Here is a 13,061-nt window from a genome sequence, read left to right on the forward strand (position 1 = left end):
ACCCCACAGGTCCAATCGGGTCATTTCATGAACTCGCTGAAGCCTATTCAGCCGCAACGACGTTGACCGACCGTGGAAGCCAGGGAGATGTGGAAGCGGCACGCCGTTTTGGCTGACGCCTTCTGCGGTGCGGACGACCGTGTACGTGAGGCCCAGTCGGTATTCGACGGGGCCCAGGCGGAGCGTGCAAGAACTCTTGCCGCTTTCGCTGTCACTGTGGGTAATGACGCCGCGGTTGCCGAGTTGCTGGGGCTGAACGAACGCGAGGTGCGAATTGCCCGCCGTACCGTGGGAAAGAGCGACGCCCGCTCGCTCGCCGGGGCACTGCTCAACCGTCTGCCGACCGATGCTCCGGACATCGGCGCGGCGGCGGAGGCCACGCCCGACGACAGCAGCCCCTCGCCCGCTCACCAGGGCGGGAATCCCGCGGTCAAAGTGCGACCGGAGTCCACGCACTCCGCTATTCCGTCACCCCGCGTGGGACAGTTCGCCACTCGGCAGGCAACACCTGCGGGGCCCCTGGGACTGAAGGAGAAGGACTGGTCACACGCGCGTGACTCCTTGCTCGTGGACGGCTGGAACACGGGCACGGACGCCGCAACCCTCGCCGCCCAACTCGGCATCGGGCTGACGCAGCTGGTCTCCCGGGCCCAGTTGCTCTTCGCGGAAGGCCGCCTCGCCCAGGTACGCCGCGACCGGGGCCGTCACCGGCGCATCACGGGCGAATTCAACCGGGCCGTCGAGACCGCCCACGACTACGACCGTGCCCTGTACTCGAGCTCGGGCGAGAACCATTCATGGCCGATGCCGACCGACACCTCCGGACAGGACGAATCCGCGCAGTACCCGCCCTACAGCCAGCACGGCAACGGTTTTCTCCCCTCCCACCTTGATCCGACGCTCGGGAACACCGGGTACCCGGTTCCGCAGAGGTGGGCTCACGACTATCCGGCCCAGCGCTGACACCGGGCCGGTCTCATCGGCGCCCGTCGACCAGGCCGGACTCCCAAGCCCAGGCGGCGATCTCCACGCGGTTGCGGGCGGACAGTTTGATCTGCACGTTGCTCAGGTGGGTCTTCACCGTGCCCACCGTGATGGTCAGTTCGGTGGCGATCTCGGCGTTGGTCAGCCCCCTGGCCACCAGGCGCACCAGGTCCCCCTCCCGCGCGGACAGCACGGTGTTCGGCCTCCGAGGGGTGGGCGCGGCACTGTTGAGGCGCCGCAGCAGCCGGACGGTGATGGCCGGGCTCACCAGCGCCTCGCCGGAGGCGGCCGCCCGGATGGCCTCGACCAGGAGGGCGGGGCCGGAGTCCTTGATCAGGAAACCGGAGGCTCCTTCGCTCAGGGCGCGCTGGACGTACTCGTCGTCGTCGAACGTCGTGACGACGACGACCTTCGGCGGATTCACGGTGCCGGGGCGAGTGAGTCTGCGCAGTGCCTCCAGCCCGTCCATGCGGGGCATGCGGATGTCCATCAGCACCACGTCGGGCCGGTGGCGCTCGGCGAGTTCCACGGCATGCACCCCGTCCGGGGCCTCCGCGACGACGTCGATGTCGTCCTCCGCGGCGAGGATCATCGCGAACCCGGCGCGGACCATGGCCTGGTCGTCGGCGATCAGCACCCGGATCGTCATGACGCCGTCACCCCCACCGTGGCCACCGGGAGCGTCGCCTCGACGCCCCAGCCGCCGGCCGTCACCGGGCCCGCCTGGACGCTTCCGCCGATCAGGCCCACCCGCTCGGACAGGCCCTTCAGCCCGAAGCCGCTCTGCGAGACATGGCGCGGCCGTCCGTCGTCGCTGACCCGCACGGTGAGCAGGTTCCCCGAACGACCCACGCGCACCCGCACTTCGGTGCATCCGTGGGCGTGCTTGCGTACGTTGGTGAGCGCCTCCATGACCACCCGGTGTGCGGTGGTGGTCACCTCCACCGGCAGGTCGTCGAAGGCCCCGTCCAGATCGAGCCGGGCCTTGGCGCCGCCGACAGCCGAGAACTCCTCGACGAGCGAACGCACTTCGCCGATGCCCGCGAGCGGCGTCAGTGCCACTTCTCCGTCGGCGTCACGCAGCATCCCGACCATGTGCCGCATGGACGTCAGGGCTTCCGAGCCCGCCTGTTCGATCCGCCGCAGCGCGGGGGGCACCAGTTCGGGCCTCCGGTCCGCGATCGCATGGGCTCCCTGTGCCTGTACGACGATGCCCGTCACGTGGTGCGCGACGAAGTCGTGCAGGTCCCTGGCGAACTCCGTCCGCTGTTCCATCCGGAGGGCGGCCGCCTGCCGCCGCCGGTCCACCAGGAGCAGACGCATACCGAGGCCGATGCCCAACGCCGTGACCGCAGCCAAGGCGCAGAGCAGCGCCATGATGGTGGTGGACTGCTTCACCGAGATCGACACCGGCCGCAGCACGATCGCCAGGAACAGCACGGGCACGGCCACCGCCGCCCAGGACGGCGCCCCGCGTCGGGCGACGACCAGCAGGAGCCACACCAGAGCCGCCGGTTCGGCGAATCCGAGCGCCTGCGCGCCGATCGACACCTCCAGGTGCAGCACCACCGAAAGACACAGTGACACGACGGCGAGCGAGCATGCGGCCAGCGGCAGCGCCCTGCTGCCGAGCCGGGGAGAAGCGACGACGAGAGCGATGCCCAGCAGGGCGCCACCCAGCTTGGCGGGGCCCAGCACGGAGGGGCCGTTGCTCCGGATCCGGTAGAAATCGCCGCCCACCCAGTCCAGCACGACGAGGGCGGCCAGGGCCACGACCAGCAGCAGCCGGACCGCGGCAGCGAGGAGCTGCGGGTGGTCCTTCCCTCGGGTGGCTGTGGGTGCGGCCAGCCTCTCCAGCACCTCTCTCACCGTCCTCCCGCCGACCGGCCGAAAGTCGGAGTCGGCCGCGCATGATCTGTCTTTCGCCCGATCCGCCGCGGGGCGCGGCGGAGAAGAGTGGTCTCCACCGGGCGGCGTTCGCCGTTCGTCACACCAGGAGGATGTCACGCTCGCGGCCGGCCTCGCCTCGACGCGGGACCCGGGCCCAGCTGCCGGGCCGCACGACAGCCGGCCTCCCCCACGTACAGGGCCGGCCCCCTCCCCCACGCCCAGGAGCCACAGATGAATCACACACAGCCGCACCACGGAGGCGGAACGGAGTTCGCGCGGCTGCCCGCCGGCGCGGCGGCGATCGAGGCCCAAGGGCTCGGGAAGAAGTACCGACGCGGCTGGGCGCTGCAAGACGTCTCCTTCCGGCTGCCTGCCGGGCGGGTATGCGGTCTCGTCGGCCCCAACGGCGCCGGCAAGAGCACCCTGATGGGCCTGGCCACACACATGATCCGGCCGACCACCGGCGCCCTGCGGGTGTTCGGGGCGACGCCGGGGTCGACGGAGGCCGTCCTGCGGACCGCGTACCTGACCCAGGAGAAGCCGCTGTTCCGGCGCTTCACCGTGGCGGAAACCCTGCGTCTGGGCCGCGAGTTCAACCCCCGCTGGGATCAGGAGGTCGCCGAGGGCATCGTCCGCGCGGGCCAGGTGCCGCTGGAGGCGAAGGTCGGAACGCTGTCCGGCGGGCAGCGCACCCGCGTCGCCTTCGCCCTGGCTTTCGGGAAGCGCCCTGATCTGCTCATCCTCGACGAGCCGATGGCCGATCTGGACCCACTGGTCCGCCGCGAGCTCATGACCACACTGACGGCGGAGGCCGCCGAACACGGCACGACGGTGCTGGTGTCCTCGCACATGCTCGCCGAACTGGAGTACATCTGCGACTACCTCCTCGTCGTCGCGAACGGCGGGCTGCGTCTCGCGGGCGAGGTACACGAACTGCGCGCCGCACACGCCCTGCTCGATGTCCCGGGAGGCGCCGCCTCCCCCGCCGTCACCCCGCACCGGGTCATCGAGTCCCACCGCGGCGAGGGCCGGCCGGGCGTCCTGGTGCGCCTCGGCGGACCGGTCGAGTACGACGGGCCGGCCGCCGAGTCTCCGACCCTGGAGGAGCTTCTGCTCGCCTATCTGCGGTCACCCGACGCTCCGCCGCTGATCGCCCCCAGCGCGAGGGCCGGCGACATCCACGACATCATCACCCGCGACCGGACGAAGGCTGTGACCGCATGACCCCCCTCACTCGTGACCCGGCTCGTACGGCGCCCGCCGGACCCGCGCGAAGCGACTGGGGCCTCCGGCTCGGCGGTCCGGTCTGGCTCGTCCGGCGCCAGCACCGCGCCGCGTTCTGGACGCTCATCGCCGTCACCCTCCTCGGCACACTCGTCATGCTCCACCTGCGCGGGCAGATGATGGACTACCTGGCCGCCCAGGACGCGTCCTCACGGAGGTCCGGCGGCTTGCCGCCCGAGTTCGAGGCGTACGCCAGCCGTCTGTTCAGCATCGGCAGCTACCTCGGTTACATCCCCGTCCTGGCCGGCGTCTTCCTCGGGGCCCCGCTCATCGCGGGCGACCTGGAATCCGGCACCGCCAAGCTGGCGACCTCGCAGTCCGTCAGCCGTGTGCGGTGGCTCACCGTGAAACTCGCCGTTCCCGCCGCGATGCTCACCCTGTCCACCGCCACGCTCACCGCCGCCCTCACCTGGTGGTGGAACCCGGTCAAGGGGCTTTCCGACGGCCTCATCTGGACCTCCTTCTTCAGTGTCACGGGGGTCACGCCGGTGGCCTACGCCCTCCTCACGTTCACCGTGGGCGTGGCGGTCGGCATGCTCCTGCGCCGCACGCTGGTGTCGATGGTGGTCACGCTCGGCATCGTCGTGGCGATCGGGTTCGTCTGGGACGAGGTCTGGCGGAGCCTCGGGAACGTCATGTCGGTCAGCACCGACAAGGGCGTCGGACCCGGTGCGGTACCGCCGGAGCTGCCCACCCAGGCCGAGCAGCAGGGGCAGGGCACCTACTTCCTCACCAGCTCCGGAGACCGCCTGGACTGGACCACCTGTCTCGATCAGACGGAGAGCGACCGGGCGCACGCCGCCTGCCTGGAGTCCGAGCACGTCATCGGCTGGTCCATCGACTACCTCCCCGTCTCCCAGATGCAGACGATGCAGTGGCTCGGAGCCGGCATCATGCTCGCCGTCACCGCCGCCGTCGCCGCCTTCGTCATCCTCTGGGGCCGCAAGCGACTCCTGTGACCTGCGGCCCCCGGGAACAGCCGGAGCAGCCCCGAAGCGACGTGGTTCCGTCGCGTCGTCGACACCGGCGCACGCGCGGCTGCGAGGCTTCTCTACTCGCGCGCGGTGGCCGTGTTGCTCATGTCCGGGTACCGGTCCCCCGCCACCTGGCCCGCGATGGGTTCCAGCAGTTCCAGCTCCTGCGGGGTCAGGGTCAGCCGGGTCGCCCCGAGGTTCTCCAGCAGGCGGCTGCGCTTACGGGTGCCGGGGATCGGCACCACGGTCAGGCCGTGCGCCTCCGCCCGCTGCTGCACCCAGGCCAGGGCCACCTGCGCGGCCGTCGCCCCGTGTGCCGCCGCGATCTCGTGCACGGGCTCCAGCAGCGCGGCGTTGGTCTTCGCGTTCTCGCCGGTGAAGCGCGGCTGGTGCTTACGGAAGTCGTCGGGCGCCAGGTCCTTGACCGCGTCCGCGAACGCCCCGGTCAGGAACCCACGGCCGAGCGGCGAGTACGGCACCAGGGTCACCCCGAGCTCGGCGGCGGCCGGCACGGCGCTGCGCTCCACGTCCCGGCTGAAGAGCGACCACTCGGACTGGAGGGCCGCGATCGGGTGCACGGCGTGCGCCTCACGGAGCTCGTCCCCGGTCACCTCGCTCAGCCCGAGCTGCTTCACCTTGCCCTGCCGCACCAGCTCGGCCATCGCGCCCACCGACTCGGCGAGCGGGACGAGCGGGTCGCGGCGGTGCATGTAGTACAGGTCGATGACGTCGGTGTTCAGCCGGCGCAAACTGCCCTCGACGGCCCCGCGGATGTACGCGGGATCGTTGCGCACGCCCCGGTAGTGCGGGTCGTCGGTCCGCTCGATGGCGAACTTCGTGGCCAGCGTGATCTCGTCCCGGTGCGCCCCGACGAACGGCGCGAGGAACGTCTCGTTGGCCCCGCGTCCGTAGACGTCCGCCGTGTCGAAGAGCGTGACACCCGCTTCCAGCGCGGCTTCCAGGGTGTCCCGGGCCGCGGCCTCGTCGGTGTCCCCGTAGAACTCGCTGATCCCCATGCAGCCGAGCCCCTGCACACCGACCTGCGGGCCCCCGCCGCCGAGCTGTACGGTCGCGATCTTTCCGGTCTCGCTCATGTGGTCAGGCCCTTTCCGATTCCGGCACCGTACGGGCGCCGCCATAGAAGTCGATCTTGAGGTCGAGCACGGCGAGGGTCCCCTGGAGTTCCGCGATCCGGGTCCGCACGTCGCGCCGGGTCGACTCCAGCAGTTCCTGCCGTTCGGCGAAGGTGTGCTCGCCCTCCCGGACGAGCTCCGCGTACCTGACCATGTCGGCGACCGGCATGCCCGTCAGCCTCAGCTTGCCGACGAACGCCAGCCAGTCCAGGTCGCGGTTGCTGAAACGGCGCTGTCCCGTGTGCGAACGGTCCACGTGCGGCATCAGCCCGATCCGCTCGTACCAGCGCAGGGTGTGCGCGGTGAGCCCGCTGAAGGCGACGACCTCGCTGATGGTGTAGCGGTCCTGGCCCTCGGGGCGCGGATGCGCCGCCGGAGCCGAAGCGCAGGTGTCCGTCCGTGCGGAAATGCTTTCCATCACCGTCATGACCTCCACGCTAGGACCTTGGAGTGCACTCCAAGCAAGCGATACAGGGGGGCGAACCCGGATTCGGGCCCCCGTTAGGCTCGTACCCATGCAGAGCCTGGCGATGATCGAGAACTGGCCCGTCCCCACCGCGGCAGCCGCCGTCGTCACCTCGGACGGCACGCTCCTGGGTACCCATGGTCCCACCGCGCACCGCTTCCCGCTGGCCTCGGTGACCAAGCCGCTCGCGGCCTACGCGGCGCTGGTGGCGTACGAGGAGGGTGCCGTCGAGCTGGACGAGCCCGCAGGCCCGGAGGGCTCGACCGTCCGCCACCTCCTCGCGCACACCAGCGGTCTCGCCTTCGACGAACACCGGGTCACAGCGCCCGCCGGCACCCGCCGGCTGTATTCCAACGCGGGCTTCGAGGTGCTCGGCGACCACATCGCGAAGGCCACGGAGATCCCGTTCCCGGAGTACGTGCGACAGGCGGTCCTGGAACCCCTGGGCATGACCTCGACGACGGTGGACGGCTCCCCGGCCAAGGACGGCGTCTCGACCGTGGACGACCTGGTCCGCTTCGCGGCGGAGGTCCAGGCCCCCCGCCTCCTCGACCCGCGTACGGTCCTGGAGGCGCAGACCGTCGTGCACCCCGGCCTCAAGGGCGTACTCCCCGGTTACGGCCACCAGAACCCCAACGACTGGGGGCTCGGTTTCGAGATCCGTGACTCCAAGTCACCGCACTGGACCGGGCTTTCCTCCTCCCCCGCCACCTTCGGCCATTTCGGCCAGTCCGGCACGTTCCTCTGGATCGACCCGGTGGCGGGAGCGGCCTGTGTCGCACTGACGGACCGGGCCTTCGGACCGTGGGCCGCCGAGGTCTGGACGCCGTTCACCGACGCGGTGCTGACGGAGCTCGCCGCCTCCCGCTGAGAGGCCCTGCGGCCGAGGCACTCGAACCACACCGTCTTCCCCCGCCCGTCGCGGCGCTCTTCCACGCCCCAGGAGTCAGTGACGGCGTCCACCAGGAGCAGCCCCCGCCCGCCCTCGTCGAGCACGCCCCCTGCGACCGCGCGGGGCAACCGGGGGCAGGCGTCCGCGACTTCGACGCGCACGCCGCCGGCGGGCAGCGGGAAGACGAAGGTCTGGCAGCGGCGGCCGGGAACATGCCGCACGACGTTGGCGATCAGCTCGGTGAGCGCGAGCTCCGCAGCGTCGGCCACGTCGAGCAGGTCCCAGCGGGTGAGGTACAGACGCAGGATGCGGCGCAGATGACGGGCGGAGTGCGCGCCCATCGCGAGATCGGCACGGTAGACCGCTTCGATGTCACCGGTTCGGGTGCCGGGTACGTGATTCATGTCACCAGAATGCAGTGCTCTGATTACTCTCGGCCACGACCTGAAACGAACGCCGCAGGGCGTTGGAGCGAGAGGCACCCTCCGTGGCCCATGTGCAGTCACTCGACCCCAGTGCTTCCCCGTTGGACTTCTACGGCTGGGAGCTGCGCCGCCGACGGGAGGCCAACGGTCTCAAGCAGGGCCAGCTCGGAGAGATCATCTTCTGCACGGGCTCACTGATCGGCCAGATCGAGACGACGAAGAAGGTGCCGACCCGCGACTTCTCGGAGCGCCTGGACGCCGCGCTCGGCACGGACGGGGTGTTCTCACGGCTGGTGGGACTGGTTCTGCGGAGCCAGTTGCCGACGTGGTTCCAGGAGTACGCGGACATGGAGGCGAAGGCGACGTACATCTCCACGTATCAGGCGCAGTTGGTGTACGGGCTGCTGCAGACGGAGAAGTACGCGCGGGCGGTACTGGCCACCGGCATGCCCGATGACCTGGAAGGGCTCGTCGCGGCCCGGATGGAGCGCCAGCGCATCCTGGAGCGGGAACGGCCGCCGCTGGCATGGGCCATCCTGGACGAGGCGGTGCTGCACCGGCCGATCGGTGGCCGCGAGGTCATGCGGAACCAACTCGCCCGCTTGTTGGAGTTCACTAGGCACCGGTGGATGCGGATTCAGGTGCTTCCGTACATGGCTGGCGAACACACCAGTCTCGATGGACCGTTCAACCTGCTTCGCTTCGACAGCGACCCGGACCTGATCTACACGGAAGACCTCATCTCCGGCCACATGACCGCCAACCCCGAGACCATCAGAGAGGCCCTGCGCCGTTACGCTCATTTGCAGGCCGCAGCCCTCTCCATCGAGGACTCGGCGGCACTGATCACCCGTGTGATGGAGGAGCGTTATGGCGACCGGCCCGTACCTGAAGAGCGCGGCGTGGCGTAAGTCCAGCTACAGCGGAAGCACCGGCGGCGACTGCGTCGAGTGCACCGTCACCGGTGGCGCCGCCTGGCGGAAGTCCAGCTACAGCGGAAGCACCGGCGGCGAATGCGTCGAGGTCGCCGACGGCTGCTCCGCGTCCGTCCCCGTCCGTGACAGCAAGAACCCGGCCGGCCCGGTGGTCGTCCTGAGTGCCGGCGCCTGGCAGGCGTTCGTGGACGGGCTCCGCTGACGAACAGGACAGCAGACGCGACCGGCTCACCCCTGCCGCCTCTGCTCTTCCTCGATGTCGAAGGCCCCCTGATCCCCTTCGGCGCGACGCGGCAGCAACTCCCCGACGGATACCGCGCCTTCGGGGAGTCAGGCCCGAATCCGCTGATCGCCCGGATCGATCCGGCCCATGGGCCCCGGCTGAAGGCGCCTCGGATGTCGGGCCGCAGGTAGGCACCCTGAGCCTCGCGGCCACCCGGCGTCACGGCATGGCCGCGCCGTGACGCCCCGGCTGCACACTGCGGACGGGCTACGTCATCAACTCGATGTGCGGATGCTCTGGCTCCGCCGGGCAGACGAACAGGTGCTGCCGGTAGCCGCTGCCTATCTGGACCCCGGTCGCGTTGTAGCCACGGTGGCCGGGGTACGGTCCAGCACCTGGGTGGGGGTGCGGAGACCAGCTGTTCCCGGCGTCGTCCCCTTCCTCGAACGTGGCGACGGTCATCAGGACCTCCATGCCGGTGCCGCACTCGGAGCAGGGCCGCGAGCTGGGGTCGGTGGAGTTCCAAGCGGGCCAGCCGCCGACCTTCCAGCCGGGTGCGTTGGACAGCACACAGTCGTAGTACGTGTCCGGGTCCATGTCTTCCTCTGCTGCCTGCGGCACACTCCATTGCTTGAGCTGCTCCCGCAGTTCTTCGCTCAGCTCCAGATGGTCGGGGTACTCGGTGATCTGCTCCGGTTCGAGCACGCACGGTTCCGGTAGATAGCCGTCGAACTGCACTGCGGGCGGCTCGGGGGGCGTGTCGACGATGTCGGTGACGGCGGCCGCCGAACGCCAGAAGAGCAGGGTCCTGGGCATGATCGGATGATCGAAGGGGCACCACAGAACCTGCAGCAGGTCCTTGCCCTCCGGCGGGCTCAGATCGGGCACATCCCGTACGTACAGCTGCGCGACGGGCAGCATCGCTATGGGGCCGTCGTACGCCTGGACCGCCGGCCTCACCGGATACGTCCGAGGGGGCCGGATCCGCTCGAGAGTCTCCCGTTCCTCCGGAGTCAGGTCCCGGCCGTGCGAGGCGGCGAAGATCCGTCGTTCCAGCCGCAGATCCGCCGGGGACCGGGCTGGGTTGATGCCATCCACCACATGCGGTTCCTCGCAGTGCGGCCAGGGCTCCTCAGCGGGCCACAGCAGCGGCCCGCCGATCGAGCTGTCGTGCCACGTCGGCGCCCCAGGGCGGGGGTGCAGGCGGGTCGCCGTGCGGGCCAGCGGTACCAGTTGGGGAAACACCGCGGCAACGTCGATCGGCCGTGGCGGAGTGACAGGAGTGACATTCATGGCCGCGATCCTGCCAATCACCTCTGACAACGGCCCTCGTGGCCGCCCCACGAAGATCCGGCACGGGCGCCACCCGGGAGAGTGGCGCTGCTCACGCCCGGCAGACCCGCCGTACTCGGGCTCCGATAGGTTCGGCCGCTATGCGATCACGCGATTACGACCTCGACTTCCGGGACCGAGCCGGGAAGACACGCATGTGGGGCCTGGCTCTGCTGTCCCTGGCCGCACTGCTGTGGGCCTGGTGCGCCGTGCTGCTGCTCATGCCGTACTCGGTCGACGAGAAGCCCGACGACGACTACCCCCGGGAGTGCGAATCCCGGCTGTTCACCGATCGCGGCACGGCCAACGAAGGCTCGCTCCGGGGGGATTACTGCGAGGACGAGCGCGACTGGCCGGAGGCCGTGGCCCTGCTCGGCCTGTCCCTGCCGGTGTCGACAGCCGGCGTCGGGCTCTTCACCATCGGCACCGTGACGCGCCGTATGAGCTCCCACAGCCAGGCCATGCGCGAACTGGACAGGCTGGCGACGGGCACGCCGAACGACTGACCGGGGCCGGCCGGACCCTGCAGTTTTCCGCAGGGTCCGGACCTGCGGGGAACCACAGTCGGTCGAACGGCAACCCGCATGCCATGGGCGAGTAAAGAGTTCCTAAAATGCAGGGGCATCGGGGCGCCGGCCCCGGGCGTTCGATCCGCCACCTTGGAGACCCCCCATGCATCTCATGACCCTTGCGCTGCCGCAGGAGCCCACGGACGGCATCGCGGGCTGGGCCGCCGACCTCGTCGACACCCTGGGCGGCCCCGGTGCCGGACTGGCCATCGCCCTGGAGAACCTCTTCCCTCCGCTGCCCAGCGAGATCATCCTCCCGCTCACCGGTTTCGCGGCCGGCCAAGGCGTGCTGAGCCTCGCCTCGGCCCTGTTCTGGACGACCCTCGGTTCGGTGGTCGGCGCGGTGGCCCTCTACTGGATCGGCGTACTCATCGGCCGTGACCGCCTGTTCGCCGTGTGGGCCAAGCTGCCGCTGGTGAAGACCTCCGACCTGGAGCGGACCGAGGCGTGGTTCGCGAAGCACGGCACCAAGGCGGTGTTCTTCGGCAGGATGGTGCCCATCTTCCGCAGCCTCATCTCGGTCCCGGCCGGCCTGGAGCGGATGCCGATGCCCCAGTTCGTCATACTGACGACGCTCGGCAGCCTCGTCTGGAACAGCGTCCTGGTGATGTGCGGCTACTGGCTGGGCAGTCACTGGGATGTGGTGGAGACCTACGTCGGCTTCCTGAGCAAGGCGGTCCTGGTCGTCGTCGTGGTGGCCCTGGCCGTCTATCTGACCGTACGGATCAAGAGCCGCAACACGAACGGACAGCACCGCCGCACCTCTTGAACGGAGCCACAGACCCCGCGCCGTGGCGTGGGCGTGCTGCTCGGCTGCGTGACCGCGCTGGTCAGCTCCCTGTAATCCGCCGCTCCGTCTTCTTCGGCGACCGCCGCTACGCCAGGGTCAGGCGGGCACAACGGCGGCTGGCGCGGGCCGAAGCCGCCACCACGGCGTGCGAGGCCGCCGAGAGGGCTCCGGCCAGGGCGAGCAGCGGCCAGTCCGCGGTGAGGGCGGCGGCCACGGCCAGCGCGGGCGTCGCGACGGCCATGGCGATGCTGGTCGTGGTGCCGGCCCAGGCGACCGCCAGGGGCAGCCGGTGCGGAGTGGGAAGCCGGCGGGCGAGGGTGCCGGTGGCGGCGAGCAGCGCCGCGGCGAGCAACGCGGCGACGATCGCGACACCGGCCAGGTACACCGCCAACAGCTGTGCCGTACGCGGCAGTTGCCCGGCCGCTTCGGGGAGGCCGGACGTCCGGGCCAGGTACCAGCAGGTGATCAGGAAGGGCGCGGTGAGCGTGACGGCCCGGGCCGTGTGCCGGGCTTGGGCGATGGTCAGTTCGCGCTGGGCGGCCGGGGCGATCTCCTCGACGGTCCCGAACTCCCGCACCGCCACGCGGGCGGCCCGCTCGTAGGGCATTCCCTCGGCGACGTGAGCCTCGGCCGTGTCCGCCAGTCCGTCGCGCAGTTCCTCGATCATGCGGGCCTTCGGCCCACCGGGGCCGTGCAGGACGGCCGTCAGGGATGCCTCGTAACCGGCGATGGGATCGGCGACGGGGCCGGCCGGCCCGCCCGTGGGTGTCATGTCGCCGGCCCGGGCGTGGCGGAGGGGTTGAGGACGGAGTCGATCGCCGTGGTGAACTCGTCCCACGCCGTCCGCTCCCCGGCCAGGGTGCGCCGCCCCCCCTCGGTCAACTCGTAGCAGCGCCGCCGCCGTTCACCGGCGGACTCCCAGCTGCTGCTCAGGAGTCCGATCCGTTCCAGCCGGTTCAGGGCCGGATAGATCGTGCCCGTACGCAGTTCGAGTACGCCGCCGCTGCGGCGCTGCACCGCGGCGATGATCGCGTACCCGTGCAGCGGGCCCGGTTCCAGCACGGCCAGCAGCAGTCCGTCCAGGTGCCCTCGCACCGCATCCGCCTTCATAGGTAGGCAGCCTACCGAAAAGAGCTGTAGGCAGTGTATGTATTGGCAGCCAAC

15 protein-coding genes and 2 pseudogenes are annotated in these 13,061 nt (G+C 70.4%); 9 read left to right on the top strand and 8 right to left on the bottom strand.

Annotated features, from left to right (window positions below):
* The first annotated feature begins 216 nt into the window (after nt 1-216).
* Nucleotides 217-963 (top strand): hypothetical protein, encoded by a 747-nt coding sequence (locus ACFYQ5_RS17130; RefSeq protein ID WP_389198155.1) that lies wholly within the window; start codon nt 217-219, stop codon nt 961-963.
* Nucleotides 964-976: 13 nt separating this feature from the next.
* Here ACFYQ5_RS17130 and ACFYQ5_RS17135 read toward each other — a convergent pair whose 3' ends face one another.
* A complete protein-coding gene (locus tag ACFYQ5_RS17135; protein WP_389198157.1) occupies nt 977-1,633 on the bottom strand; it encodes a response regulator in 657 nt (218 codons plus the stop codon).
* On the bottom strand, nt 1,630-2,844 hold the full coding sequence (locus ACFYQ5_RS17140; protein WP_389198158.1) for a histidine kinase: 1,215 nt from the start codon (nt 2,842-2,844) through the stop codon (nt 1,630-1,632). The genes ACFYQ5_RS17135 and ACFYQ5_RS17140 overlap by 4 nt, the downstream gene beginning before the upstream one ends.
* Nucleotides 2,845-3,105: 261 nt before the next feature.
* Here ACFYQ5_RS17140 and ACFYQ5_RS17145 point away from each other — a divergent pair, with 261 nt between their 5' ends.
* Both ACFYQ5_RS17145 and ACFYQ5_RS17150 read left to right on the top strand, forming a co-directional pair.
* Nucleotides 3,106-4,098: an ABC transporter ATP-binding protein gene (locus ACFYQ5_RS17145; protein ID WP_389198160.1), complete on the top strand. Its 993-nt coding sequence runs from the start codon at nt 3,106-3,108 to the stop codon at nt 4,096-4,098.
* The gene (locus tag ACFYQ5_RS17150; protein WP_389198162.1) at nt 4,095-5,117 is read left to right on the top strand and encodes an ABC transporter permease subunit; all 1,023 of its coding nucleotides are present in this window, start codon (nt 4,095-4,097) and stop codon (nt 5,115-5,117) included. Before ACFYQ5_RS17145 ends, ACFYQ5_RS17150 begins: the two co-directional genes overlap by 4 nt.
* Before the next feature lie 92 nt (nt 5,118-5,209).
* Here ACFYQ5_RS17150 and ACFYQ5_RS17155 read toward each other — a convergent pair whose 3' ends face one another.
* Complete coding sequence (locus tag ACFYQ5_RS17155; protein ID WP_389198164.1) at nt 5,210-6,226, bottom strand: aldo/keto reductase; 1,017 nt, start codon at nt 6,224-6,226, stop codon at nt 5,210-5,212.
* A 4-nt stretch (nt 6,227-6,230) separates the two neighbouring features.
* Nucleotides 6,231-6,692: a MerR family transcriptional regulator gene (locus ACFYQ5_RS17160; RefSeq protein ID WP_389198166.1), complete on the bottom strand. Its 462-nt coding sequence runs from the start codon at nt 6,690-6,692 to the stop codon at nt 6,231-6,233.
* An 88-nt stretch (nt 6,693-6,780) separates the two neighbouring features.
* On the opposite strand from ACFYQ5_RS17160, the gene ACFYQ5_RS17165 reads away from it, so the two are divergent.
* Nucleotides 6,781-7,602: a serine hydrolase domain-containing protein gene (locus ACFYQ5_RS17165; protein ID WP_389198168.1), complete on the top strand. Its 822-nt coding sequence runs from the start codon at nt 6,781-6,783 to the stop codon at nt 7,600-7,602.
* A 14-nt stretch (nt 7,603-7,616) separates the two neighbouring features.
* Here the strand turns inward: ACFYQ5_RS17165 and ACFYQ5_RS17170 are convergent.
* Nucleotides 7,617-8,027, bottom strand: a pseudogene (locus tag ACFYQ5_RS17170) (ATP-binding protein); the annotation flags it as partial.
* Between the two features lie 83 nt (nt 8,028-8,110).
* Between ACFYQ5_RS17170 and ACFYQ5_RS17175 the strand changes: the two are divergent.
* The 3 genes and pseudogenes from ACFYQ5_RS17175 to ACFYQ5_RS17185 all read left to right on the top strand — a co-directional run.
* A complete protein-coding gene (locus tag ACFYQ5_RS17175; protein WP_389198170.1) occupies nt 8,111-8,959 on the top strand; it encodes a helix-turn-helix domain-containing protein in 849 nt (282 codons plus the stop codon).
* Nucleotides 8,919-9,185, top strand: a complete 267-nt coding sequence (locus ACFYQ5_RS17180; RefSeq protein WP_389198172.1) for a DUF397 domain-containing protein — start codon at nt 8,919-8,921, stop codon at nt 9,183-9,185. The genes ACFYQ5_RS17175 and ACFYQ5_RS17180 overlap by 41 nt, the downstream gene beginning before the upstream one ends.
* Nucleotides 9,182-9,373: pseudogene (locus tag ACFYQ5_RS17185) on the top strand (hypothetical protein); the annotation flags it as partial. The gene ACFYQ5_RS17180 and the pseudogene ACFYQ5_RS17185, both read left to right, overlap by 4 nt.
* A 100-nt stretch (nt 9,374-9,473) precedes the next feature.
* Here the strand turns inward: ACFYQ5_RS17185 and ACFYQ5_RS17190 are convergent.
* Nucleotides 9,474-10,499: a hypothetical protein gene (locus ACFYQ5_RS17190; protein ID WP_389198174.1), complete on the bottom strand. Its 1,026-nt coding sequence runs from the start codon at nt 10,497-10,499 to the stop codon at nt 9,474-9,476.
* Nucleotides 10,500-10,639: 140 nt separating this feature from the next.
* Here ACFYQ5_RS17190 and ACFYQ5_RS17195 point away from each other — a divergent pair, with 140 nt between their 5' ends.
* On the top strand, nt 10,640-11,044 hold the full coding sequence (locus tag ACFYQ5_RS17195; RefSeq protein ID WP_389198176.1) for a hypothetical protein: 405 nt from the start codon (nt 10,640-10,642) through the stop codon (nt 11,042-11,044).
* Nucleotides 11,045-11,210: 166 nt separating this feature from the next.
* Entirely contained in the window at nt 11,211-11,876 is a 666-nt protein-coding gene (locus tag ACFYQ5_RS17200; protein ID WP_389198178.1) for a DedA family protein, read from the top strand.
* Nucleotides 11,877-11,982: 106 nt separating this feature from the next.
* On the opposite strand, the gene ACFYQ5_RS17205 is transcribed toward ACFYQ5_RS17200, so the two are convergent.
* Complete coding sequence (locus ACFYQ5_RS17205; protein ID WP_389198180.1) at nt 11,983-12,669, bottom strand: permease prefix domain 1-containing protein; 687 nt, start codon at nt 12,667-12,669, stop codon at nt 11,983-11,985.
* Nucleotides 12,666-13,007 (bottom strand): PadR family transcriptional regulator, encoded by a 342-nt coding sequence (locus ACFYQ5_RS17210; RefSeq protein WP_389198182.1) that lies wholly within the window; start codon nt 13,005-13,007, stop codon nt 12,666-12,668. Before ACFYQ5_RS17210 ends, ACFYQ5_RS17205 begins: the two co-directional genes overlap by 4 nt.
* Nucleotides 13,008-13,061: the final 54 nt, after the last annotated feature.

It is taken from the genome of Streptomyces sp. NPDC005794 (assembly GCF_042871445.1).
Classification (GTDB): Bacteria; Actinomycetota; Actinomycetes; order Streptomycetales; family Streptomycetaceae; genus Streptomyces.